Raw genomic sequence first — 26,059 nt, 5'->3', positions numbered from 1 at the left:
GTTTATTGAGTTATTTTTTTAGATAGTGTGACAACGATTTCAATGTGGTGAGTTTGCGGAAACATATCGAAAGGTTGTACAAACTCAATATCATAATAATCTTTCAATTTAACCAAATCTCTCACTAATGTATGAATATTACAACTGATGTATCCAATTTTTGAGGGGTTTGTTTTTATTATATAGTCTATAACTTCCTGACTTAATCCAGCTCGTGGTGGATCAAGTGTGATTACGTTGAAATTTGATAATTTAAGATTATTGATTACTTTTGAAGCGTCGCCCAGAATAAATTCAATGTTGTTTAGTTTGTTTGTTTTCATAGCTTCGTTAGCATTAACGATCGCTTGTTTAATATTTTCGATACCATAAACTCTATTGACTTTTTTAGATATAAATGAAGTTATTGTTCCAACACCACAATACATGTCAATAACTTTGTCACCTTCTTGTAGATTGAGTTTATCAATCATTTTTTTATACATCAAAACAGCTTGTTGAGTATTTACTTGAAAGAATGAGTGTGGGTATATATTGAATTCGAAATTTTCTAACTTTTGTGTCAAAAAATCAGTTCCTATCAGTGTTTTTAGATCGGTTCCAACAAGATTGTCTTTGTTTTTTGTGTCTTCTATGCTGCTAACGATTGAAACAACATTTAGCCAGTCATTCGTAATTTTTTGTATGAAATCTTGTGGCAATTCTTTCTTTATTTTATTGACAAAGACGATTTGTAGAAAATTGTCTATATCTGAACTTCGTGCAACAATTCTACTAATATTTGTTAATTTATATTTTTTAATTAGCGGATTTAAATATTGCAAAAATTTATTTATTGGTTCACTTGCTAAATCAAATGATGTTTGTTTTATGAATTCATGGCTATTCTTTTTATAAAAACCTAACTCAAAATCTTTAACAAATACAACTATTTTGTTTCTATAGTTTCACTCTTTATCACTTGCCTGAATTTTATTGATATCAGTAAAATCTAACTGTCTTTTGAATAGATATTCAACTATTGATTGCTTGAAATTCAATTGATCTTGGTAGTCTAAAATTGCAAGCGGTGCTACACCACTTGTAACTAGATTTTTATTGTTAATTTCTATTCTTTTAGGATTAGTATTTATTAATCTGACTACTGAAGCAAAAGCAAAACGAGAATTAGCTTTAGTAATTTGAATGTCCGCCACTTCGTCTTCTAGCATCCCGAAAACAAAAATGGCATAATTTTCTGTCCGATACACACCTAAACCTTCATAACTGAACTCTGTTGTGTGTATATTTGTGAGTATTTCGTTTATTTTATACATTATTTACCTAAGCAAAAGTTTGAAAATATTGAGTCAAGCAAATCACTTTCTTTGCCTTTTCCAATAATGCTTGAAACTGCTTTTCATGCTTCAGTCAAATCAACAACAATAACTTCAGTACCAAAACCTTGTTCAAGAGCATCTAAAGCGTCGGAAAGATTATTTTTAGCGCTTTTAATCAACGAAAGTTGACGTGTATTATAGATTAGATCAGGGTTATTGAAATCAATGTTCGCAAATTGCTGCTTGATTAAATCCAAAAGCGACTCTATTTCGTTGTTTTTAGCCGAAATAAGAGCTTGATTAGGTTCGTGAGATATTTTATTAGTTGTTATTAAATCTGTTTTATTTAAGGCTTGTAAATAAATTTTCTCTTTGGCAAGTTGTTTAATTTGTTCGTCAATTTCATTTCATTTTTCTTTTTGGTCAACAACGTGAATAACAAGATCACTTTTTTCAATGGTTTGCTTTGTTTTTTGAATACCAATTTTTTCCACTATGTCTTCAGTGTCTCTAATACCCGCAGTGTCAATAAGATTAAACAAAACTCCGTCTAATTGAAATTGTGCCTCAATCGCATCCCGAGTAGTTCCTGCTATCTCAGTTACTATCGCTTTTTCTTCTTGTAATAAACAATTAAGCAGTGAAGATTTCCCGGCATTCGGTCTTCCTACAATAGCAACTCTTATCCCTTCATAAACCTTCTGTGCATCAGAGCTAACTTTTATTAATTCGTCTATACCTTTGATTAAAGATTTAATTTTTGGTAAAAGAGTTTCATTTGTTAAAACTTCAATATCTGTTATTTCTGGGTAGTCAATATTAACTTCACAATTTCCAATTAAATACTCGATTTCATTCAAAAAAGCAGTTATTTTGTTTGAAAGCCTATTATCAAACTTATTAACACTCATTTTAACTTGTTTTTCGCTTTTTGCATGAATCAAATCATTTATAGCCTCTGCTTTAATTAAGTCAATTTTGCCATTTAAATATGCTCTTCTGCTGAATTCACCAGGATCCGCAATTCTTGCACCATGTCTTAAAATTAATTCCAAAATCATGTTTGAAACCACAACTCCACCGTGAGCATTAATTTCCACAGTATCTTCACCTATATAGTTTTGTGTTCCAGGAAATCATGCTACTAAAACTTCATCTATTTTTTGATTGCCATCAAATATTGATCCAAAAGTTATTTCCTTATTTTTACCTTCTTTACCTCTAAAAATTTTTTTAATAATATTTATTGCTTCAGGACCGCAAATTCTAATAATAGAAACAGCTTGATTAATTTTTCCTGAACTAATTGCAGTTATTGTATCTCACATAATAAATAAATTTTAAATTATTTAATGTTTATTTTAAGTTTAGTTTTTTGATTTTTCTTTAATTTTGTTTGTTTTCTAGTTTTATTTATTTAATAATATTTATATACTCTGTTTTAAACCCACAAAACTCAAAAAGAGTCTTGTGTAAAGATATTTTTTATAAAAAAGTACTGTCAAAAAAATGTTTGTAACTAAGAGTTATTGACATTGAGTAAAAATATAGTTATTTTTTTATAATTTAGGACATGAATTGAATTAAAAGCTCTAAAGCACAATTAATAAATATTGAAAGTAGTAAATGGAAGAAATTCTTTTACCTTCGTTCAACAAAAATGGGTAGCATTTTAAGACTTTTGTTACTGCCTTTTGCATATTTGTCAGTGTTTTCTATTTTTTATGCCATTTTTGTCATTACAAAAGAAAATTATTTAATTAAAATCAATTATTCGTTTGTTCCAGAATGAATTAAAGTGTTGGAAACTTTATCTAAATTTCTTTTAGAATTGTTTCCTTTAACAATAACAATCAGTATTGCAATGTATTATTCCAAAAAGTTTGTCTTAGCAACATTTAGCTCAATAATAATATGAGTTGTATTTTGTTTTAGTCAAACGCTTTTTATACATAAAACATCAACAGACGGAATTTATCAAGTATTGTGATACAAAAACATAAATTCGTCTTATATTAATAATTTTTCAGGAATTAGTGAAATAAAAGGATTTTCTTTTAATTTTATTGACGCTATTTTGACAGGTTACTTAATTGGATTTTGTTTAAACAAAACCGAAAAGCACAAAACCTTTAAGTACATAAATTTCAATCGTGTTGTAATGTATTTTGCTCCAATGCTTGTTTTTGTTCTAATTTTTATTCACCTATTATTTATGGGTTTTTTTGCAACAAGTCTTTCATCGCTAAAGAATAATAGGTTTAGCACAAAAACATCAGCTTCTTTTGTTGTGGGATTATTAGAGCAAATTTTGATACCGTTCGGAATGAATAAATCACTTGTGAGCGATTTCACTACAGTTAATTTTGATCTCAATCAACAAGTATGAGTAATAATTAACAATCAGCCACAACAAGTTATTGATTCCTCTACTAAAAACATTGAAACATACAAAACATTACTTAATTCCAATTTAGATTTTGCAACAACAAAAGAACAATTGTTCAATATGTTGAATAGCAATTTAAATAAAAAAGAGTTAATAACAACTTTAGATAATTCATTTTTATTTAATATAAATCAGTTCAATCACAATTCATCTGCCTGATGAAAAAACCAGTCAAATTCAGTGTATTTTATTGATCCTAGCACTCAGCAAGCATTCAATTTAATGTTCGGTAAGTTCAATGTAGCCACTTTATTAAATTCATTATTCGTTATTCCATTTTTAGGAATCGTAATGATTTTATTAGCCGACAAAGATCAAATAATTTTCACAACTCAAGTTGTAATTGCTTCAGTTCTTGGTTCATTTTTCATAGGTACAGAATACACAATAACACTAATTGTTTTAATGTCAAGCCCACTAATGTACATTGCTATTTTCTATTTGATTTCACCAATAATGCAATTAATAATAGCTAGAATTGGCTTGAGTGCAGAAACAAGTAATTATGGCTTCTTTGAATATATCAATATAGCAGCTAGAACACAGAATCAAACAGGAATTGCATTTATATTTATCTTTGCGTTACTAATTGGTTTATTAATAGCAATAGGATTTTACTTCTTTGCTTTGAAAACAAAGCCTTTTACACCAGGAATGGGTAATTGTAAGTCAATGGATGTATCAATCATCTTCGAATCAAGAAATTCCAAACAAAAACAACCTATTAATCTTGAAGACTCAATACCGACTCAAGAATTTTGAATAAATAACACGTCTAACACTAAAAAAGACACACAAAAATACAATTTAGAAAAATCCAACTATAGCGAAACCCAAGTCATGACTGGAGTTTATGACATTGAAAATAAAGAAGTAATTGAGCTAAATTTTGACAACAAAGAAAGAAAAACAGAATTTTTCATTTCTTCTCCAGTTGCGGGTAAAGTTGCTCAATTGAATGCAAACACTTGAGAGTTTAGTTTATCTAAATTTGGCAACAAAATAAACAGCCCAATATCAGGAATGGTGGAATCGTTCAATAATGTAACAAACGAAATAACGATAAAAAATGATAATTTCACAATAAAAATGCAAATTTTGTTTAAAGGTGATTTGAATAAATACACAATTTTTAAACAAATTCCCAACTCTTTTGTTCATCAAGGAAACAAACTTCTTGAATTTAGCTTTGAAAAAAATATTTTTGCTCGCAAATCTTTAAGAATTTTGCTTTCGATTGAAAGTAAAAATAACCAAAAAATAATTAGTCACCATAGTAAAAAATTTAGTGATGTAAATCAAGACACTCTCCTATTCTCAGTGGAGGAATTTAGTTAATGGCAGTAGCAATAATTGCAGAATACAACCCCTTTCATAATGGCCACATTTATCAATTAAAAAAAGCTAAAGAACTATTTCCTAATGATGAAATAGTTATAATATTGAGTTCCAACTATACACAAAGAGGCGATTTTAATGTTATGGATTTTGAACAAAGAAAGACATACGCATTAAAATATGGTGCTAGTAAAGTTATTGCTCTAGACTTTGATTCTTCAACCCAAGCAGCACACATTTTTGCTCATGGAGCAGTAAAATTAATAGCTCAGAATAACATTGACAAATTGTTTTTTGGTAGCGAAACAGATAATATTGAATCATTTTATAAAGCTGCCAGAACTTTAAAAAACAACAAAGAACAATATAATACAAACGTTAAATTTTGACTCAAACAAGGTTATTCATTTGTAAGGGCATCTGCTGAAGCGTTAAAAGAAATAAATGGAGAAAACTTTGTGCTACCCAACGATATTTTAGGTTTAGAGTACGTTAAACAGATAGTAGAAAATAACTATAAAATCGAAGCATTTTGTATGAAAAGGACCATAGGTTTTCATTCTTTAGAAACGAAAGAAAATTTTGCCAGTGCTTCAAAAATAAGAGAGATGATTTTTGATAAAAACGAAGATTATAAAAAATACACTCCTGTTGTTTTTTATGAAGAACCAGACAGATTGAAAAATCATTTTAGCTCAATCAGACAAAAAATAATAGACACAGATCCAAAAATACTTGCTGAACATAAATTAGTAAGTGAAGGCATTGAAAATTTACTCAAAAAACACTCAAATATTACTGATTTCGATGCTTTTGTTGATGCTTGCACAAGTAGACGCTATACAAAAACTAGAATTCAAAGAATTCTTTTATATATTTTTTTAGATATCAAAAAATAGAAAGCACAGAGAAAACCCTTTGTGCTTTTTTTGTTTAAAAAAACAAAACAAAAACACTCAAAACGAGTGTTAATAAATTATCTTTTTCTTTAATTTGTCCATTATTTCCAAAAGTGCTTTAGCAATAGGTTTTTCCCTAGAAGAGTGTCCTGCTTGTTCAATTATTTGTAGGTCTACAAATTTCAATTGTTTTGCTAATTCATAAGCTCCAGAAAGACGACAATCAACATCATATCTTCCATGAACAATAGTTGTTGGTATCAGTCTAATTCGGTGCATATTTTTTAAAATTTGGTTTTCTTCTATAAAGCAATTGTTAGCAAAATAATGAGTTTCCATTAGTGAAAAATTTATTGTATCCTGAACTCTAGCGATGTCTCTTCTTTCTGGAACGAGAGTAACAAGACCATTTTCTCAATCTGCTCATTTTTTTGCAGCTACGAAAGATTTACGCATGTCAGGAAGTTTGATTTTTTCATAGTAGAAACTAATTAGAGTTTTTACATCGGTTGTTTCGGCAAAACGAGTAAAAATTTCATAATCACGAGGAAAGAAATTACTTGCTCCATTTGCACCATACAATCACTCTAAATCACTTTGACGACCTAAAAATATTCCCCTTAACACCATTTCTATTACTTTATCAGGATGAGTCTGAGCATATAAAAGACTCAAGGTTGTACCTCAAGAACCACCAAACAGAATTCATTTTTCAATTTGCAAATGCTGTCTAATTTGTTCCATGTCATTTATTAAATCTTGAGTTGTGTTGTTTTCTATTTTAGCTGCTGGTAAACTTTTACCACAACCACGCTGATCAAAAAGAATAACACGATAATATTTAGGATCAAAATATTTGCAATCATCACGACTAGTGCCGCCACCTGGACCACCGTGAACAAAAATTACTGGTATACCATTCTTTTTGCCAGAAACCTGATAGTTAACTGTATGTCCATCAATTTCTAGCTGGTATTCTTCAAATTCGTTGTGTTCATAAAACATTATAATTTTTTCGAAACTCCTATTGAAATTGAGTCTATTCCAGCGTGAATCATTGTTGAAGAAGAAGCTAAACGAGTGAAAACAGGCACAATTGAATACTTAGCTAATGTTTCATTAGCAAAATCTATTAATTGTCCGTCCCCGGTTTGCAATATTCAAAAATCATAAAATTGAATATTTTTTTCACCACCAATGAATTCAATTAGTTTTTCTACTACTTTTACAACAGCCGATTTGTGAGTTTTCTTTACTCCATCAACAGTAACTCCATCTTGATTTTTAAGTAAAGGAACCAGCTTTAGAGAAGTCATTAAAATCTTTTTAGCTCCCTTTAATCTTCCACCTTTAATAAATGGATCTAATGAAGCAGGAACAATGAAATTTAACGAGCTTTCGTTATATTCTTTTAAAAACTTAATAACTTCAGCATCTGATTTGCCATTTTCAAGCATGCTTTTTGCTCTTTGTGCCATTCATAAATATTGCTCGCCATTAAAATTATTGTCAAAAATAATAAATTTTGATTTGTTAATATCGGCAGCAATCGTTTGAAGATAACCACATTCACTTGATAAGTTACTATTAATAGGAAGAATTACAACTTTATCATACTTAGAGTCTAATTCTTTCATCAAATTTTCCATATATAAGAAAGGCGGAAGTGAAGTTTTGGCTTCTTTTTTTTCTCTTAATTTCAAAAGAACTTCAACCTTGTCAATCTCTATACCCTCTAAATAATTATTATTGTTAATATTTATTTGAAGTGGTAAAAATTCAAAACCATATTCTTTTAATTCGTCTTTTGTGTACCCCGAATACGAGTCTAATACTACTCCTATTTTAGTCATTAGTTATCCTTTCTGTTAGCAAAACGTCCTTGTTCACTTTTAGTATTTTTGCTAAAAATTTGTCTTTATTAAAATCCTCAATTACAACCTTAATGTTACGTTTCTTAGCATATTCCAAAAAGCTCATGAATTTTAGAAAAATGTTATTGTCATTAAACATGTTAGTCATTTTCTTAGAAATGAAAACATATTCAGTTGGATAGTTACTGATCATTGAGTAAAAAGTTGTGTTAATTTCAACAAAACCTCAATACGTTTCAATGTTACGTTGTTTAAATTCATTCATTCTTTTAATGACTTGTTCTGATAATTCTTCACTTTCTAAAAAGCAAATTAGTTTCTGTTTTGTAGGTTCTATTAAAGGAATTGTACTATCCCTTAAAAAAACATATTCACTATCTTTGAAGGAAACGAACTTAACTTTGTCAAAATTGTCCTCATCAAGTGGAAAAATATTATTGTAGTAATTTGTCTTTAATGATGATGTATTAAGAATTAAACTACTGTAGTTATCTAAACTTTGCAACTCAGAATCAATTTTCATTGCAACAATTTGATTTTGTGTGTCTATAACTAAATGTTGATCTTCTATTATTAGTTTCTTTTCAACAAGGGCTTGCGTTTTCTTGTAAGCTGAAGTAAATTCATAAATAACATTTTCGTCAAAATCTTGCACTTTTACTTGATAAAAATTGTCGTGCTTTGCTCCTAATAGAGTTAAGTAGTCCAATAGAATTTGACCACTCAATAGACTGCAGTCAAAGTGTGCATCAACAAAAATAACTGTTTGACACTTCTTTTGATTTACTAAATCTTGCATTTTAGCAACAAAATACTTGTGTACCTTTTTGCTAACTACTTGACTTTTAGGAACAACACTTAGTACAATTGCATTATATTGTCTATGAAAAACATAGTTTATGTTGTGAAATTTAGCCAGTCTTTTGTATATTGAGTTCAGTACATTCGCTCTTTGTGAGTACTGGTGCTCGCCTAGCAAAACAACAAAATTGAGCGATTTGTTCATTTCCATAAACTCAAATGGCTTACGTAAAAAGAAAATATTAGTTTTGTGGCTTTTAGAAACTTTTTTTCAAGCAATAACACCTACAGTTTTTGATTTTGTTGCTAACTTTTCAATCATTAAACGACATTGATATTTTTCTTTGTCTGTGACATTTTTAAGATTTAAAACAATATCAATATTTTTGTTGTTGTCTAAAAAGTTTGCAAGTGAATTCACACATAAGCGAGCACTCTCTGTAACAAAACTTTTACTAAAATCCTCAAATGATATTCAATATCCGCGGGTTAAGTTTTTATTATGAAAAATTCTAGTTTTATTTTTCTTATTAACTTCTGAAGCTAAAAGTTTTACCCTGTTTTCTTCAAAGTCAAATGTAAAAGAAACAGTGGCATTATTGTTGACAATAAACTTGTAATAACAAAAGTAAATGATAATTCCAAGTGCTGCCAAACAAATAATTAGTACCACAATTAAATAACCAAAATTCATGATTAATCTTCTTTTTTGCGGATAGATGGGTGAGTTTTGTTTAGTGTTTTAATTCCGTCACCTTGGAATTTAACATGTATTACATCACCTTGCACTTGAAGAACTTTTCCTTCTCCAAATTTAGAGTGAATGATTGAGTCACCTTCAATAAGATTATTTGTATCTTCGGTTTCACTTTTCGCAAACATTGAGGCAATATGAATACCTCTTTTTCCACCTTTTACACCCGCTTCACTAATAAAACGACTTTCTTGTCCATTTCTTGCTGCTGAAAAGCTTAAGAACAATTTCTTTTTAGCTCGTGTAAAAGCAACATAAGCCAGACGTCTTTCTTCTTCTAGTGCTTCAATCTGTTCTGAAGATAGTTTATTAAACAATAAACCTTTTTTCTTTGTGGAGTCATTGTTTTTAACATTAAGAGCACGCGCATTAGGAAAGACTCCTTCAGCTAAACCAGCAACAAAAACGTAGTCAAATTCTAATCCTTTAGCATTGTGTACTGTCATTAAAGCAACAGAACTTAAAGGATCTCCACCAGGCTTTTCATTACCTAAAATAACAACTTCTTGTAAGTAGTCGGTTAATTCTTTGTTTTTGTTTTGTTCTTCTCATGCGTCAATAGCATTAATTAAAGCATTGAAGTTTTCTTCTTTTGCTTCCAGTGTTTCAGGTTGTACCTTTAACGATTCAAAGTATTTTAATTCGTCGTACATTAATTTTCTAAGAATTAGTGTAGGTTTTTGTTTGTGTTTAAAAATTTGAGTTCTTGCTCATCTAACTTTATTAACAACATCAGCAAGACCTTTCATTGTTTTCATATTAATTTTCAGTGTTTCGTAAATTTCTTTAATATGTTCTTCAATAGCCGTAAACATTAAAACATCTTTTTGCAGTGAAAAATCATAAAGTTTACGTACTGTTTCCTTACCAACCGCTCTAGCAGGCTTGTTAATAACTCTTTGTAAAGATAAATCATCAGGAGCATAAATTAGTTGAAGGTAGGCTAGGGCATCTTTAACCTCTTCACGTTCATAGAATCTTTGTGTACCAACAACATAGTGATTAGTGTTGTCATTGATTAAAGAACCTTCAATTGCACGTGAGTAAGAATTTGCACGATAAATGATAGCAATATTCTTAAGTTGCACACGGTTTTTCTTTAGTTCATTGATTTTCATTGATATTCAACGCGCTTCATCTTCATCACTGAAACCACAATTGAATTCAATGTCTTCACCTTCTTCATTGTCGGTGTAAAGTTTTTTCTTAATTCTTAATGAGTTGTATGAAATTAAGTTATTAGCAGCATTAAGAATTTTTTTAGTTGAACGATAATTTTTTTCTAACAATATAGTTGTAACGTTTGGAAAATCCTTTTCGAAGTTAATAATGATATTAATATCAGCATTTCTTCAAGAATAAATAGTTTGGTCAGGATCTCCAACTATTGTAATGTCACCTTTTTTAGCTAAAACTTTTACAATACCATACTGAACGTGACTTGTATCCTGGAACTCATCAACTAAGACATAATCAAATTTAGATTCTCATTTGTGACGAGTAGCTTCATATTTAGGATTATGGAATAGATCATGTACATAGACTAGCAAATCATCAAAATCTAAAGCTTTACTTCTCTTTAGATATTCAACGTATTCTTTATAAATTGTTGGTCTTAAATCATTTTTATCTTCTGCATTTTCAAGACTATGTTTTGGTTTTCTTAGTGAGACTTTTTCTTTAGAAATATAAGAAAGCACAGAATCATAAGTGTAATCTTCATTAGTTATATCGAGTTTGTCATAGACTAATTTTAAAATTTGCCTTTGCTCAGGGTCATCAATTATCTTAAAATCATTCGGTATACCCATTACATGGATATCACTTCTTAAAATTTTGGCACATAAACTATGGAAAGTAGAAACGTGTGGATGTTCTTCACTCGAGCCGATAATCCGCACAACTCTATCCAGCATTTCATCTGCTGCCTTTTTAGTAAAAGTAACGGCCAAAATTTTTGACGGAACAATTTCTTTTTCTTTAATTAAGTAGGCTACTTTGGTAGTTAAAACTTTAGTTTTACCACTACCTGCCCCAGCAATTAATCTCAGTGGTCCTTGGGTGTGTTTTACTGCTTCTAGCTGCTTTTCATTAAGCATAGTCAAATCGAGATGTTCTGTACTCATTCAAAACCTCCTAGTCTTAAAATTGAATGTCTATGTCAGGTAAGGGTCTGCTTTTTGGCTTTACAGACTTTTGATCTCAACTACTAATTCTTTCAGTAGTGTATTTGTTTTTGTAAACTGTGTATGTTTGCGATAGTGAGTCATTTCATCCTATTTTGTTAGGTTTAGCAACCGAAAGGATGAACATAACTTCAATCAATAATGCTAATGATGTTAGTGATAAAGGAAAGGTGACGAAGGCTCTAGTTATTGGTGGTAGTTCAGTTAAATGTTTTCTTTGGAATGCTACTTGTTCAAAACTTTCTGGACTTATTAAAATCATTCAAGCCAACATTATGATTATTCAAAAAATTGCTCCGAATGATTGTCTTGACAGTAAAGCAAGAAAAAGATTTTGTTTTTTCTTTTTTGGAATGATTTTGACTCTGAAAATTCACATTATCACTGTTTGACCTTTAGTTAGGAATGGAATTAATATTCATCAGCTAAAAATAAAGATTATTATTAAACTTAGTCAAACGTAATACAAGTAATTTTGTCTAAAACTAACATTGTTTTTGTCTGGACTTATCATTGCGAAAGTTATTGCGAATAAGAAGATTAAGAAAACAAATAGATCTGAGAATGTTATGGTGAATCTAATTCAAAAACCAACTTTTTTATTGGTTGTTACTATTTCATTTTGTGCCATTAGTAAATTTTGTGAAAAATATCAGATCAGTATTTTTCGTCAACAAGTTTAGGATCGATTAAAGCAGATCATTTGTATCAAGCAAAGTAACGATTTTGTGTTAAGTCAGGATTTGAACCATAAATAGCAGCCAACTCTTTTGCTAGCACATCTTTAATGTTTTGTGTTTTCAATGTTTTTCCTAGAACGATGAACATTTTTCATTGTTTTATGAAACCAATGTATCCTGCTAGAAAAAGTTGATAGTGAATAATGTGTAGCAAGTTCAAAGCATCTTTTAAATCATCACTTGCTTCTTTTGTTTGGTTCAAAATTTGTTTTCATTCAAGATTGATTGATTTAACATTCAAGTTAGCAAGTTGGTAGTTTCAATCTCTAACTTCAATGCTTGATGTGTAAAAATATGTTGCTGCTTTTAAAAAAGCGTTAACTGTAATATCGATTGAGTATTGTTTGTTTGTAGATTTTAATGTTTTATTGTTTTCGTAGATACTTAATGCAAGTTTGTTAGAAAAAACTTTATTGAAGACAACAGGAGAAGTAACTATCAATGGTTCTCAATTCTCCTTTAAATTAATAGTTTTTTCTTCAAATGGTTTTGTGGGTGCATCATGGCGCACTAGACCTCGATAAACCGCTTTGAACTCAATGATGTCTGCTTGTTGTGATTTCTTAATTGCCTTTGTTACTCTTGTAACGAAGTCTTCATCCAATTCAGTGTTTGAAAACAAAATGTAAGAATAAGGTTTATCACTTTGTTTTAAAGCTTCATAAATGACTGAATTTAAAGGTTGATGCTTTGAGTTAATAACTAACTTTATTTTGTTTGCATCAAAGTTTTTTAGAGCTTCATTAATCGCTACCAAGTGTTCATCTGTTGGTTTATCAATAACTATTGAAACTGAAAAGTTCCGCGAATTTTGTTTATAAACTTGTTTCAAGATTTCATGAACTGAATTGTCTGGGTTGTAAATAGGAATAATTATTTCTAACATAAAACCTACATCTTCAAGTTTCCAGTTGTTCTTGGGTAAGGGATAACATCACGAATATTAGACATTCCAGTTACATACATTACTAATCTTTCGAAACCAATTCCAAAACCTGCAGATTGAGCATCACCGAATCTACGCAAATCTAAATATCATTGCAATGGTTCAATATTCATATTTAGTTCATTCATTCTATTTAACAATTTGTTGTAATTTGTTTCCCTTTGTGATCCACCAACTAATTCACCAATTCCTGGAACTAGCAAGTCAAAAGCAGCCACTGTTTCATTGTCTGGGTTTTGATACATGTAAAATGCTTTGATTTGTTTTGGGTAGTTTATAACTGCCACAGGCCCACCAATAATTTCTGAAGAAAGAAATTTTTCATGCTCTGAAGCTAAGTCAGTACCGAAAGCAAAGTTTTGCTCTTCAAATTTTTCTTTGTTTTGTTCAAGAATTTTTAAAGCTTCACGATATTCAAGTTTTGTTAATTTAGTATTAATGAATTTATCCAATGTGTCAAGAAGATCAGCTTTAACATTTTTAGTCAAGAATTCAAACTCAGCAGGATGTTTTGCAATTGTTTTTTTGATAACTGTTTTTAATAAATCGTCAGCAAGATCAATGATTTTATTTAAATCATAGAAAGCACATTCAGGTTCAATCATTCAGAATTCAGCGGCATGACGTGATGTGTGTGACATTTCAGCTCTAAATGTAGGAGCGAACGTATAAACATTCTTATACCCTAGGGCATAAGATTCAGCATGCAATTGTCCAGTTACTCCCAGTGTTGCTTTTTGCTTGAAAAACATGTCTTCATTCTCGTCGTCAACAACAAAAAGTTCCCCAGCACCTTCTCCATCATTCGAAGTGATAATGGGACTATTTACATAAACGAAGTCATGATTTCTAAAGTAATCGTGTACTTCTTGAGCTAGTGTTGAACGGATTAACATAACAGTTTTAAGTAGATTTGTTCTGTGTCTTAAGTGTGGAACTTCTCTTAAAAAATCTAATGTTGTTTCTTTCTTTTGAATTGGATAGTCTTCGTCAACGTTAGCAAGCAATTTAAAAGAATCAGCTTTAAGTTCGACAGGTTGTTTTGCTTGTGGTGTTAGAACTAATGTTCCACTTACCTCAATAGCAGCCCCACTTCTTGCTGATTCAACTTCATCTAGATTAACATTTTGTTCGTTTAGTACAACTTGTAAGTTTTGCACTGTGCTTCCATCATTAATTTCGATAAATCTTATTTTTTTATTTCCTCTATTTGTTGCCACCCATGCTTTAATTGCAAAGTGTTTACCATCATGTTGTTGGAGTGAATCATATAATTTTTTTATTGTCATCTTTTATCCTTTAACCATTAAATAAATATATTAATATTTATAATTTTACCAAAATATAGTTACAAAAGCCTCTTGTAGTGAGTGTGGAATGAAAAAAAACACGGAAAATCCGTGTTATTGTCCTACCGGTAAGTCGGTTACATTTTTATTTGGTCCGACACTATCATTTCATTTTGAAATATGATAATTCAATCAAAAACCATTTTGTTTTACAAATTGCTCTCATTGGCCAAATAATTTTGGAGCAACGTCGCCTAAAGTGTTGGTGTGGTATATAAACTGGTGATAGAAATGTTGAAACTGAGTATACAAGATTTGTTTATCTTCACTAAAACGATAAATAAAGAATGGAACTTCGACTGAAGGTTGTCCATTTTTTTCGGTCAGTCAAAGTCTTATAAAGAAGTTTTGATTAATTTTTGCTGCAAAAACTCCGCTGGCATCAGAATCAACATTTTCAATTGGAACAATACTTTCCACTTCAGGTCATTTTGAACGATAAGTCAGACTCACATATTTAGAAGGATTTTGTATGATGTCTTTTTGTGCGCTTGAATATTCCACTGAAGGCTTAAAGTTATATAACTTAGGAATTTGCTCAAATTGACTATCAACACCTGAGAATGCAAAATTGAAATGATTTAAATGTGTTAAGTATCAGTATCATTTGTCACTTAAAAGTTGAGAAATTTCAGTTTCCAAATTACTCATTTTCAAGTTATTTGCTTCAGTGTTTTCACTGAAAAGAGACTGATATTCAGTAATTTTTTTATTTAAATCACTAATTCATTCCTGACTAACTTTTTGACTTTCTTTAAAAGTGTTGATTTCAGCATCACCCTTATTAGCAAATACGAAATTTTTCAAGAAACTATCAATGTTAATGTTACTATTTTCATCAACTTTTTTGATTGGTGCAGGAATGGGATTTTCATCAACAAACTTGATTGAACAAGACACACTAGCAAACGAAATGGCAGTTAAAGACAATAAAGAAAGCGAAGAAAGTATAAAGAATTTTTTATTTCTTAGCATAATAGCTTTCCACTTGACTGAAATAGAATTTTTCCAAATCGTCTAAAGGATTAAAATCGCCTGAGTAAACAATATTTCCCTTGTCAATAATGGTTACATAATTAGTGAAACGATTAACTTCATGAAGTTCATGTGTAGAAATAAAGATTGAACGATTCTGGGCAACGAAACCATTAAGAATATTAAATAACTCACGACGAGATTCTGGATCCAAGTTAGCGGCAGGTTCATCCATTATCATCAATTGCGGTTGACTAATCAAACATTGAGCAAGCAGTGCTTTTCTTTTTTCACCACTCGAAAAATTGATTGGTTTTTTGTTTGCAAATGACTTAATGTTTAGTTTTTCAATAATTTCTTCAGCACGTTTTTTTGCTTCATTTTTACTCAAACCACTCAATAAACCAAAAGAATAAATGTATTTTGTTAAATTCAATTCCTTAGGGAAGTTTGGGTTTTCCGGCATGTAAGCAATTTTAGCTTTTGCTTCGGCTTGTGTATTTTTCAGTCCGCCAATAAGAATTTGTCCTTCATAGTTAGCATAAGCGCCAACAATTGATTTAATAGTTGTTGTTTTTCCAGAACCGTTTGAACCAATAAAAACGTGAAATTTACCAGGTAAAATATCAAAGTTCAATTCTTTAATAGCGTAATTTTGCTTGTCATAACTTTTTGAAAGTGATTTAACTTCAATAATTTTTTCCATTATCTAAAATCCTTTCTACGTTGCGCTCAAATAGTAATTAATGTTAAGAAAACAATTAATATCACTCACACAGGAATTACTGCGGACGCAGGAACTATATTTGCTTTTCTTTGAATTAAATATACATTATTTATGTGTGAAAAAAGATTCATATTTGAGTCTTTTGTTAGTTGGTAACGAGCAACTTTTTGATTGGTTTTATCACTATCATTTTCTGGTTGTAAGACAGTCAGGATAGGTATAAATGAGCTATATCCTCCAACAAAATAATTTCTTGTCTCGTATTCATTCATATAAACTTTGAATTTATATTGCTGTGGTTTTGTTTCGTTATCCTGAGTGTTGTAGTTTAAAACGACTGATTTGTATAAAGAACTTTGGTTGAAGTTATAAAACAGATTATAGTATGCTGCCACATATAGATAAATTTGTTTTTCATGATTTAAAACAGAAGAATCGAATCATTTTGCAATTTGGTTTAATTCTAAATATTTATTCATCAATTGATAAATTTTGTCATTAAATTCATCAACGGTTAATTGCTTATTGAAATCATTTTTGAAATCGTTTTTGAATTCGTTTTGATAAATAGAACTATGTAAGAGAGAAGAAATAATGTTTCATTTAAGCTTTCCAACAAAGTTTTCGATATTTGAAAATCCAAAACTATCTTGTGCTAATTTTTCATTAGTATCAGCTTTTTCTCAAGCGTAAATAATTTCATTAGTAGGTCATTTTTGTTGAGCGTAGTCAATGTCGTCATTGATTAGTGGTGCTGTAGGAACTAGTGACACAATGTTTTTTTGCTCTTGACTCATTTGTTGACTATTAATTAGTTGATAACTATATTTCAAATCATTGTTGTTTGAATAGTTAATGATGTTATCTAAAAATTTGGACTTATTGTTTTGTAATGTATTAATTAAATCCGTTCCATTTTGTGTCATCATCGTCGACATTTGGTAAGGAATATTTAATCAGGCAAGACTTTGAGCGATTGCAGCATTATCTTTCACTTGATTGAATAAAGTATTCAATTTTTGTTCTGGAGATGTTGAATAAGTTGACTCATTAGAAGGTTTTATACCTCCTTTAATGTCTCTTGGTTGTCTATCAACAATGTAAAAACTGTCATCGTTTTTGTTAGTTGCAAAAGAATATACATTTAAATCGGTGTAATTATTATTTAATTGCTTAGCCATTGATTTAATAGCAGGCTCAGCAAAGTAAGAACTGAATGTTCCTAGTAAAAATAACGGTACAAAAACAGTAGAAGCCAATGTTGAAGCCAGTCTTCTTGAAGAACGTGTACAAATCAGTGCTGTTATTAAACCAAAGAAGCAAAATCCGAAAAGACTTGTGACAAATGAACCACCCACTAAGTATTTATAGTAAGTAGTGTATTGACTTGCAACAGGACTTAATCCTATAACAAATGCAAGTAACACTAACAAGGCGTTTAATAAACTAAAGGCAAAGAAAATTAAAATTTTTACATTTACCATACTATGTCTACTTACTGGTTTCGAAGTGACAATTAATTCCATTCCGTCTGTTTCAATACTTTTAAAAATATTAATAGCTAAAAGATTAGAAAACACAACTGTGTTGACTAAAGATAAAACAATCGGTGCGATCATAAACATTTGCAATTGATACAAATTGTTGGCTGCAAGACACATAAAACTTAGTCCAAGAGTTAATGCAAAACCCAAAATCGGCATCAACAATGTCGATTTCTTATTTATCAAGTAGTAAAGTAAGAACTTTAAAAAGTTTGTTTTTAAATTGATATTAGTCATTTTTATCTCCTTGAACTATAAAATCTGCAAATATTCATGAAACATATGAACCAAATTTATCTTCTACTTTTGCTAACTCAAAATCTGGATTTCATCCTGAATCAGGAATGTCTAAGCTAATAAAATCATTTTTTGCTACCAAGTCTCTTGAAATATCAATAATGTATGGTAAAACTTCAGAAGCTGAGTAGTCTTTTACCTCTTTGTTGAATGTTCTTTGAAAACTTCTGAAAGCATTATCGGGAGCAAAAGTTACAGTTTTCAGTCTTGAAGATGTGTTATTTGTTCATTTTTGCTCTTTAACAATATTTAACTTTAAAAAAGTGTCATTGGGATATTTGAATAAAAATAGTTGCGTCGAAAACTGATAATTATCACCTTCTTTAGGAGTAGGTTGATCACTCCATAGTCCACTTTTAAGCGGAAACTTTTCACTAGCATAATCAATTATCTGGTTTGAATTCATTTGTCAAGTGATAGGAAGCGAATTGCGATAAGTTGCTCTGAAATTAGTGCTGTCTGATGTTTTAGCAAACTGATAACCAACAGCAGTAAAGCAATTTACACGATAAAGAAGATACAGTCAGTTTTGTCTTTTGAACTCATCTCATTCATCACTGTATTTTGTAAATATCAAAGGATTGTATCGATTAGGTCGTCAAAAATCAATTTTTCTAATTGAAACTATTGCTGCATTTGTTTGCAAACGAGCAAAAGAATAATTAGCATAAATTTTTTCCATTTCTTTATCAAGTTTCTTGATATTTTTTTCTAACAATTGTGAATCAATATATTCTTGCTTTTGCTTGTCTAATTCTTCCTGACTTTGTTCATCCCAAAAATCTTTTTTATAAACTTCATCTAAGACGCTTTGGACAGCATTTTGATTCAAAAAAGCTTTAACATCAAGGTTAAGATTATTTTTAATAACTGGATTCTCTTGTTCAGTTGTAACACAAGAAACAAGACTTAGCGGCGTTAAAATACTCAGTGAAACAGGTAAAAATAGTTTTCATTTTTTAAACATTGTTTAACCTCTTAATGTCATAAGGAACTATATCGATGTCTTTGATTGAATCGTTTTTTGTTAAATTTACAACAACATCAAAAGCATCATCCATTGAAATTTCTGCGTCTTTATCATCTTTTTTAAATTTATATATTCTTGGTTCCAACATAATTGCTCCAGTATTGCGATAGACATACATTGTTTGATACGTATTGTCACTGAATTTAAGCATGATTCAATAACTATTTTTATCTTTGTTGTATTGGTATTTCAAATCTACCAATTTGTTAGAAACACCAGTAATTTGAAAGGCTTCATTAGGATAAACCACAGCAAAATCTTGCGGATTGTTGTATGCAAAACTTGGAGCTTGATGTAAGTCACCAACAAAAGTGAAATCACTTCTTCATTTGAGTGCTAAATATCAGTTTTCTCGTAAAAGTTGATAGAAAAATTCTTGACTTGTTTTAATATCGGGAACTCTTACCAATGTGGAGCTAAGGTTTTGGTAAGAAATATCTTCTCCTTTTATATAGTAAAAAGTTTGTCCGTTAAAATAAAGCATCGCTTCACGCACATTTTTAATATAAAAGTTGTCCACTTCTAGTTCTTGCATTCTTGCAAGAAAAGAAGCTTTTTGCAAGTTGGCTTCATCTTGAGTTTTGTCATTTTCAATTGGATCATAAACTAATGAAAGAAGTTCATCCATCTTTGCATTTTTGAACTCTTCCTGATTGTTATTTTTTTCATTTTTCGTGTCATTATGAGTACTTTTTTCATTTTTAAGCTGATTACAACTCAAAGGAATTAAAGGTGTAATTGAAACAACCGAAACAAACGATGAAAAAGCCAAGATTTTTTTAATTTTCGCTGACATTTTTCTCCTTTGATATATGGCAATTATATATAAAAATCTCAATAATTACAAAAAAAATTAACTCAAAGGTAATAATTTTTTGTGCTTTTATAAAAAAAGAAAACAAAAATTATGTCTTTTTGTTTCCATTTCTTTTGCTTAAAATAAAACCAAGCTATGCTTGGCTATTGTTTTTAAGGGACTAGTTAAACTTGATATCTACTAAGATAGGAGCATGGTCACTAACATCACGGATTAATTCCAGATCAGTTGGATTTGGTTTATCTTTTTTATATCTTTTATAATTCTGAACACTTTCCTGTCTATTTCATAAACTATGCCCGCTTGCATCTTCTTTAAAAGCATTAATAATATCTATTTTGTATGGGTAGTTTTGTCCATAATAAACATTTTTTGTTCCAGTGTCAATAATCGCTCATTTGTCATAAGGATCAGAATAAGCTTTAACTTTGTTTGAAAGAGATGTTTTGTAATATTCAAGATTAGTTTCAAAATCAACATAACCTAGAGCATATTTTTTACTTTCAATTGCCGAATTGTTTTTTGCCTTAATGTTTGTGTCACCACCGAAAATAATGTCGCAGTTATATTGTGTCTTAAGTTCAACCAAAATTTGTGCTAAGGCCTTAGCTTCTTTTATTTCTTGGCTACCTTGTCCCGAATATTCACTTGATTTTGTCTCGCCGTTTTTCGTATTAACATCAGGAGCATCAAAATGACCAAAAATTGAAACAAACTTGTAATCTGATTTTGTTACAGATTCAAATTGCACATAGTAAAGTGGTCTTGCATAAATTTCTTTACCTTTAAATCCTGAATTAAGAACCTTAACTTTATCTTTACGATATAAAACAGCAATCTGTTCTCTAGAATTTTCGAATTCTTTGCGATATGAAGCTACATTGAGCGGACTGATAACATATTGTCAAGTTTCTTCTTGATTGTTTTGGTTAAGAAGTTTCACCAAGTTTTTAACACTTGTTTCCTGTCCTCAGTTAATCTCTTCCAATCCAATAACGTCAGCCTGCGAACTCAAAATAGTAGTTGCTATGTTAATCATTTTGTTTGAGTTATAGGCAGTGTTAGAACCACCGAAATTTAGAACATTTCAGCTCATAAGACGCAAGTCAGAAGTTTTTTCTAAGCTCACTGATGTATTTAAAACTACTTTTTCTTTTTGATTTGCAAAGTAGTATCCCACTCCCCCACCACCAGCTGCTAGCACGATTAAAGCTGTTAGTAGTGAAACTAAAGTTTTTGGTTTTTTTGATTTAGTATTTCTAGATTTAGAATTTTGTTTTTTAGCCATTATTTACTCCAAGTTTAGTAATAAAACAATTTTAATGAAAAAGCTTTATTTTTGAGTGTTTTTTTGATTAGAAAATATTGTCCTATTTTAAAGTATTTTTTGTGATAAAATATTAATGCAATTTTTAATTGCCTCTAGCAAGTGGGAGATTTCTATGTAAATCATTTGCACCACATATTTCGAAAGGAAACATACAATGGCTAAGGAATTAGTTAGAATTGCTAAATTGCAATTCAATGCTGGTCAAGCTAAACCGGGTCCTGCTTTAGCTGGATTAGGAATTGTTATGCCTGAATTTACAAAACAATTCAACGACGCTACAAGAGACCGTGGAAGTGAGCCAGTTCCAGTTAAAATTTGAGTTTACAAAGACAAATCATTTGACTTTAAAACATATACATCACCTGCATCATACAAATTAAAAGAAGCTGCAAAAATCAAATCTGGTTCTTCAAATTCAAGAACTACAAAAGTTGCAACTATTTCAGTTGACCAACTAAAGGCTATCGCAGAATACAAACTTCCTGACCTAAATACAGATTGCCTAAAATCAGCAATGAGAACAATTGTTGGTACTGCTAAAAACATGGGTATTGTTGTTGAAGGATACGATGAAAGTGAAGGATGCAACTAATGAAAAAAGTTTCTAAGAATCTAGCTAAAGCACGTGCATTAGTAGATAAAAATGCTGTTTATTCACTAGAAGAAGCTATTGAATTAGCTAAAAAATCTTCATATGCAAAATTTGATGCTTCAATCGATTTAGCAATCAAATTAAACATTGATACTCGTAAAGCAGATCAACAACTACGTGGAGCAGTTGTGTTACCACATGGAACAGGAAAAGTTGTAAGAGTTTTAGTTGCTACAGATGATGCAACAGCTCAACAACAAGCTAAAGAAGCGGGAGCAGATTTTGTTTATTCAGGAGCAGAATTAGCTGAAGTTTTAAATCAAGACAAATATGACTTTGACATCATTGTTGCCGACCCTAAAATGATGGTTGTTTTAGGAAAATACGGGAAAAAACTTGGACCTAAAGGTCTAATGCCTAACCCTAAAACAGGAACAGTTACTGTAACACCAGGAAAAGCTGTTGAAGAAATCAAAAAAGGGAAAGCAAACTACCGTGCTGAAAAAGGTGGAATTATCCACTCACTTATCGGTAAAAAATCAATGTCTACAGAACACCTTGTAGAAAACGCTCAAACTTTAATCCAAACAATCAAAAGATTAAAACCAGCTGCAGTTAAAGGGACATACATGCTAAACCTAACAGTTTCAGCAACAATGGGACCAGCAGTTAAAATTAAAATTGATTAATATAAGCTAGCGAGAATATCAGTCTGCGGACTGGTATTTTTTTATAATTTGTAACTAGCAACAACAAAAAACAAAAAAAACAAGACCTTCGCCTTGTTTAAAAATCAAAATTTAACAACTTATTCTTTGTCTGTGCCGACTTCATCAATTCCAGAGGGAGACACTAATACGTGTGAGCTGTTTGGTATCTCAACATCTGGTAAAAACTTTTCAAATTTACCAACATTTTCGATGTTTTTAAATACAGTAGAACTTTTACCCACTGCTTTTGTAAGTGTATCTACTGATCTTTGACCCCATTTTTTTGCGTCTTCGATGTCAGTTAGAAGTGCTGTAACACTCTTTTTCAAAGTTTTAGCTTGCTTTACGAGTTCTAACGAGTTGTATGAGTAAGCAGCAACTTCGTTAATTGTTTTAATTGTATTAATGATAGCAACTAAAGTTGTTGGTCCACAAACCACAATATTATTTTCTCTTGCTAAACTTACTAAAATGTTATTTGTGGTAAATCAAGCATATAAACCTTCAGAAGGCAAGAACATAATAGCGAAATCTATAGATGTTTCAATTTGATCAACATATCTTTTAATGTCTTTAATATTGTTTTTGATTGCACTTGTTAAATTTTTACTTGCAGTTTCAACCTTGCTTTTATTCCCTTCTTCCAAAGCACTTGTTAAATCTTTTCATTTTTGTAGCGGGAACTTAGCATCCAAAAACAAGTTTCTTGATTCACCGTTCACATCAAAAACTTTGATTGAAAAATCAGGCTTGTAAGTTTTTTCTTCATTTGTTTCTGAATCACTAACAACAAATTGTTTTTGTATTTCTACTAAAGAATCAGTTTTTCCAAATGACTCTTCAATTAAATCTTGAGCAAATTTTTCACCAAATGCCCCAAACGATTTTACATTGCTAAATATTTTTTCTACGTTTTTAACAGAATCTTGCACTGTTTCAAATTTGGTTAAGTTTTTAGAAAGCTCGCTCATTGTGTTTGTTACATTTGCAAAATGTTCCTTCAATTTAGCAGTCATTTCGTTTTCAAAACGTTTTTTGAAAGCATCTTCAATTTCAGTAAGTTTTGTGTCGATTTTTACGTCTAAACCTTCAAATTTAGTGTTCAATGCTTCACTGAAGTCCAATACAAACTTATTTGTGATATTTGTATTGTTGTTAACACCTTCTTTTAAAATCTTATCTAATGCATCATGATTTTCTTGTGCTTTTGTTTCTCACGACTCAACAGCGCTTGAAAACTTTTTGTCGTAATTATTAATAAAGTTTTCAATTTTTGGATTTAATTCTTCTTTGAAATTCTTTATTTCTTTTTCAATGTTTTCTACACTGTTTTTAAAGTCAGCCTTAAGAGTAACAAGATCGTTTTCAAGTAATTTGAAATCACTTCTAAATTCTTGTAACAATTTATTTGTTTCATCATTTAATTTATTCGTTTTTTCAATTATTTCCCTTGTTTCCTTATTTGAATCTTTTCATTTTTTTAATTTTATAAAAGCATATATTGCCGCCCCAATTGCCATCAGTAAAATAATGATGACAAAAGTTAAAATCAATAATTCTACAGCCATTATTTAATTACCTCTTTTTTCATGTATGGTACCAATACTTTAGGAACTGTTATGCTTCCATCTTCATTTTGATAGTTTTCTAATATTGCAGCAACTACTCTGTCGATTGCTAATCCACTTCCATTAATTGTGTTGGCATATTGAATTTTGCCTTCCAGGTCACGATATCTCATCATTGCTCTACGAGCTTGAAAATCAAAGAAAACAGATATTGATGATGTTTCGCGATATCTTTGTTCACTAGGAATTCAAAGTTCTAAGTCAATAGTTTTAGCGCTACTGAACCCAATGTCTCCTGTACATAAACTTAATTCACGATAAGGAATTTCTAAAAGCTCCAAAATTCTTTTTGCATCTTCAACTGTTTCAAAAAAGTCTTGCAATACATTTTCATTGTTCGAAAGTTTTACCAGTTCAACCTTGTGAAATTCATGTTGGCGAATTAAACCACGAGTATCTTTTCCGCCACTCCCCGCTTCAGAACGAAAACACTTAGTGTATGCTACAAATTTTTTGGTTTTGCTTAAATCTAAAATTTCACTATTGTAATAGTTTGTAACTGGAACTTCTGCTGTTGGAATAAGTCATAAATCCTCATTTTCCAATTTGTATAGGTCTTCTTTGAATTTAGGTAATTGTCCGGTTCCAAAAAGCATTTTTGAGTTAACCAAGTGTGCTGGCATAATTTCTTCATACCCATTAGCAATATGTGTGTCAAGCATGAACGATGCTAGTGCACGAACTAATTTTGCCCCATCTTTTTTGTATGTGACAAATCTTGATTCTGCCAGTTTGACTGCTCTTTCAAAATCAACAATATCTAAATCTTTAGCAATTTCATAGTGAGGTTTTACACCTTTAACCAAACCTCTTCCTAAGCTCGCATGTTCATTGATAACTACGTTGCCATTTTCGTCAGCCCCAACAGGAACACTTTCGTGTGGGATATTAGGAATTTGACTTGCTAAGTTTAGTACATCTTGGTTTAATTTTTCTAGTTCAACGTTGTGTTTTTCAATTTCTTCTTTAATTTCATTTACTTTTTGAATCAACTCAGAAGCATCTTGTTTATTTCTTTTTTTGATACCTATTTCTTCACTCAAATTATTGCGTTGAGACTGAAGATTTTCAACAACATGTGTTGCTGCATTTCTTTGTTTTGTCAAAGTTATCAAATTATCAACAACTTCAACATTGAAACCTCTCTTTTTCAGTCCCTCTTTTGCTATATTTTCATTATTTAATAATCATTTTAAATCTAACATTTTTTACCGCCTTAAATAATTATTTAAATTATACAACAGCACAAAAAAATGACAACTGCTAGTTTTTTGAATAATTTTTTGACATTTTCGCAAACAAAAAAAAACAATTTTTCAGTCTTTCTTTGAGTAAAAATGTTTTTTTTTTTTTTTATCTAAGCCCTCTAACAAACTTTATAAATTTGTAGTATACTTTTAAAAATATTTGTATTTTTCAAAATGTTTTAACAATAGATTTTCAAACATTTATTTTCCTAAGGAGTAAATATGAACTCAACAGATAACATGCAAGCTGTCGAACAAAAACCAGCTAAAGCAAAAAAAGAAAAAAAAGCGATGACAAAAGGACAAAAAATTTGACTAGCAATCGCTATCATACTAACACTACTTTTACTTTTGATTTTGTGTGTAGAGATAGCTTATCTAGCAGATTTTATTCGTTTCAATAACACAGATGCAAATGGTTTACTTTTAACTAAGGCACAAAGAGTTAATGGAATTTTTGGATTCTTCAAAAATAACTAGAAATCATAAATACTAAAACACAAAGGA

The 26,059-nt window shown here is 30.3% G+C and carries 22 protein-coding genes; 5 read left to right on the top strand and 17 right to left on the bottom strand.

What is annotated here, in order from left to right; translation table 4 throughout:
• Nucleotides 1-2: 2 nt before the first annotated feature.
• Nucleotides 3-1,316: a 23S rRNA (uracil(1939)-C(5))-methyltransferase RlmD gene (rlmD, locus tag ACWXVV_RS00815; protein WP_455984579.1), complete on the bottom strand. Its 1,314-nt coding sequence runs from the start codon at nt 1,314-1,316 to the stop codon at nt 3-5.
• Nucleotides 1,316-2,647, bottom strand: coding sequence for a tRNA uridine-5-carboxymethylaminomethyl(34) synthesis GTPase MnmE (gene mnmE / locus ACWXVV_RS00810; protein ID WP_455984580.1), 1,332 nt, complete (start codon nt 2,645-2,647; stop codon nt 1,316-1,318). Before mnmE ends, rlmD begins: the two co-directional genes overlap by 1 nt.
• Nucleotides 2,648-2,892: 245 nt before the next feature.
• Here mnmE and ACWXVV_RS00805 point away from each other — a divergent pair, with 245 nt between their 5' ends.
• The gene (locus tag ACWXVV_RS00805; RefSeq protein WP_456012449.1) at nt 2,893-5,106 is read left to right on the top strand and encodes a hypothetical protein; all 2,214 of its coding nucleotides are present in this window, start codon (nt 2,893-2,895) and stop codon (nt 5,104-5,106) included.
• The gene (locus ACWXVV_RS00800) at nt 5,106-6,005 is read left to right on the top strand and encodes a nucleotidyltransferase (RefSeq protein ID WP_438341493.1); all 900 of its coding nucleotides are present in this window, start codon (nt 5,106-5,108) and stop codon (nt 6,003-6,005) included. Before ACWXVV_RS00805 ends, ACWXVV_RS00800 begins: the two co-directional genes overlap by 1 nt.
• 69 nt (nt 6,006-6,074) lie before the next feature.
• Here the strand turns inward: ACWXVV_RS00800 and pip are convergent, their stop codons facing one another.
• From pip to ACWXVV_RS00735, 13 genes are all read right to left on the bottom strand, one after another.
• Nucleotides 6,075-7,010, bottom strand: a complete 936-nt coding sequence (pip, locus tag ACWXVV_RS00795; protein ID WP_438341494.1) for a prolyl aminopeptidase — start codon at nt 7,008-7,010, stop codon at nt 6,075-6,077.
• Entirely contained in the window at nt 7,010-7,858 is an 849-nt protein-coding gene (locus tag ACWXVV_RS00790; protein WP_438341495.1) for a DegV family protein, read from the bottom strand. The genes pip and ACWXVV_RS00790 overlap by 1 nt, the downstream gene beginning before the upstream one ends.
• Complete coding sequence (locus tag ACWXVV_RS00785; protein ID WP_455984583.1) at nt 7,851-9,374, bottom strand: hypothetical protein; 1,524 nt, start codon at nt 9,372-9,374, stop codon at nt 7,851-7,853. The genes ACWXVV_RS00790 and ACWXVV_RS00785 overlap by 8 nt, the downstream gene beginning before the upstream one ends.
• Before the next feature lie 2 nt (nt 9,375-9,376).
• The gene (locus ACWXVV_RS00780) at nt 9,377-11,560 is read right to left on the bottom strand and encodes an ATP-dependent helicase (protein ID WP_455978863.1); all 2,184 of its coding nucleotides are present in this window, start codon (nt 11,558-11,560) and stop codon (nt 9,377-9,379) included.
• A gap of 16 nt (nt 11,561-11,576) precedes the next feature.
• On the bottom strand, nt 11,577-12,251 hold the full coding sequence (locus ACWXVV_RS00775) for an RDD family protein (RefSeq protein WP_455967658.1): 675 nt from the start codon (nt 12,249-12,251) through the stop codon (nt 11,577-11,579).
• Entirely contained in the window at nt 12,251-13,246 is a 996-nt protein-coding gene (locus ACWXVV_RS00770; RefSeq protein WP_455984584.1) for a glycosyltransferase family A protein, read from the bottom strand. The genes ACWXVV_RS00775 and ACWXVV_RS00770 overlap by 1 nt, the downstream gene beginning before the upstream one ends.
• A 5-nt stretch (nt 13,247-13,251) precedes the next feature.
• Nucleotides 13,252-14,595: an asparagine--tRNA ligase gene (asnS, locus tag ACWXVV_RS00765; protein WP_438341500.1), complete on the bottom strand. Its 1,344-nt coding sequence runs from the start codon at nt 14,593-14,595 to the stop codon at nt 13,252-13,254.
• A gap of 114 nt (nt 14,596-14,709) precedes the next feature.
• A complete protein-coding gene (locus ACWXVV_RS00760; RefSeq protein WP_438341501.1) occupies nt 14,710-15,630 on the bottom strand; it encodes an aromatic motif membrane protein in 921 nt (306 codons plus the stop codon).
• Entirely contained in the window at nt 15,617-16,336 is a 720-nt protein-coding gene (locus ACWXVV_RS00755) for an ABC transporter ATP-binding protein (RefSeq protein ID WP_455984585.1), read from the bottom strand. The genes ACWXVV_RS00760 and ACWXVV_RS00755 overlap by 14 nt, the downstream gene beginning before the upstream one ends.
• Nucleotides 16,336-18,138 (bottom strand): hypothetical protein, encoded by a 1,803-nt coding sequence (locus ACWXVV_RS00750; protein WP_455984586.1) that lies wholly within the window; start codon nt 18,136-18,138, stop codon nt 16,336-16,338. Before ACWXVV_RS00750 ends, ACWXVV_RS00755 begins: the two co-directional genes overlap by 1 nt.
• Nucleotides 18,131-19,165: an aromatic motif membrane protein gene (locus ACWXVV_RS00745; RefSeq protein ID WP_455984587.1), complete on the bottom strand. Its 1,035-nt coding sequence runs from the start codon at nt 19,163-19,165 to the stop codon at nt 18,131-18,133. Before ACWXVV_RS00745 ends, ACWXVV_RS00750 begins: the two co-directional genes overlap by 8 nt.
• Nucleotides 19,158-20,024, bottom strand: a complete 867-nt coding sequence (locus ACWXVV_RS00740) for a hypothetical protein (protein ID WP_455984588.1) — start codon at nt 20,022-20,024, stop codon at nt 19,158-19,160. Before ACWXVV_RS00740 ends, ACWXVV_RS00745 begins: the two co-directional genes overlap by 8 nt.
• Before the next feature lie 181 nt (nt 20,025-20,205).
• Nucleotides 20,206-21,333: an MnuA family membrane nuclease gene (locus ACWXVV_RS00735; protein WP_455984589.1), complete on the bottom strand. Its 1,128-nt coding sequence runs from the start codon at nt 21,331-21,333 to the stop codon at nt 20,206-20,208.
• Nucleotides 21,334-21,529: 196 nt separating this feature from the next.
• Here ACWXVV_RS00735 and rplK point away from each other — a divergent pair, with 196 nt between their 5' ends.
• Together rplK and rplA are read left to right on the top strand one after the other, a co-directional pair.
• Nucleotides 21,530-21,967 (top strand): 50S ribosomal protein L11, encoded by a 438-nt coding sequence (gene rplK, locus ACWXVV_RS00730; RefSeq protein ID WP_455967651.1) that lies wholly within the window; start codon nt 21,530-21,532, stop codon nt 21,965-21,967.
• The gene (rplA, locus tag ACWXVV_RS00725; RefSeq protein WP_438341508.1) at nt 21,967-22,656 is read left to right on the top strand and encodes a 50S ribosomal protein L1; all 690 of its coding nucleotides are present in this window, start codon (nt 21,967-21,969) and stop codon (nt 22,654-22,656) included. The genes rplK and rplA overlap by 1 nt, the downstream gene beginning before the upstream one ends.
• A gap of 119 nt (nt 22,657-22,775) precedes the next feature.
• Here the strand turns inward: rplA and rmuC are convergent, their stop codons facing one another.
• The gene (gene rmuC / locus ACWXVV_RS00720) at nt 22,776-24,245 is read right to left on the bottom strand and encodes a DNA recombination protein RmuC (RefSeq protein ID WP_455984590.1); all 1,470 of its coding nucleotides are present in this window, start codon (nt 24,243-24,245) and stop codon (nt 22,776-22,778) included.
• The gene (serS, locus tag ACWXVV_RS00715) at nt 24,245-25,510 is read right to left on the bottom strand and encodes a serine--tRNA ligase (RefSeq protein ID WP_455984592.1); all 1,266 of its coding nucleotides are present in this window, start codon (nt 25,508-25,510) and stop codon (nt 24,245-24,247) included. Before serS ends, rmuC begins: the two co-directional genes overlap by 1 nt.
• A gap of 264 nt (nt 25,511-25,774) precedes the next feature.
• Between serS and ACWXVV_RS00710 the strand changes: the two genes are divergently transcribed.
• The gene (locus tag ACWXVV_RS00710; protein WP_438341511.1) at nt 25,775-26,032 is read left to right on the top strand and encodes a hypothetical protein; all 258 of its coding nucleotides are present in this window, start codon (nt 25,775-25,777) and stop codon (nt 26,030-26,032) included.
• Nucleotides 26,033-26,059: the final 27 nt, after the last annotated feature.

This window comes from Mycoplasma sp. 3392, assembly GCF_053851755.1.
This window is presented reverse-complemented; position numbering and strand designations above follow the sequence as displayed.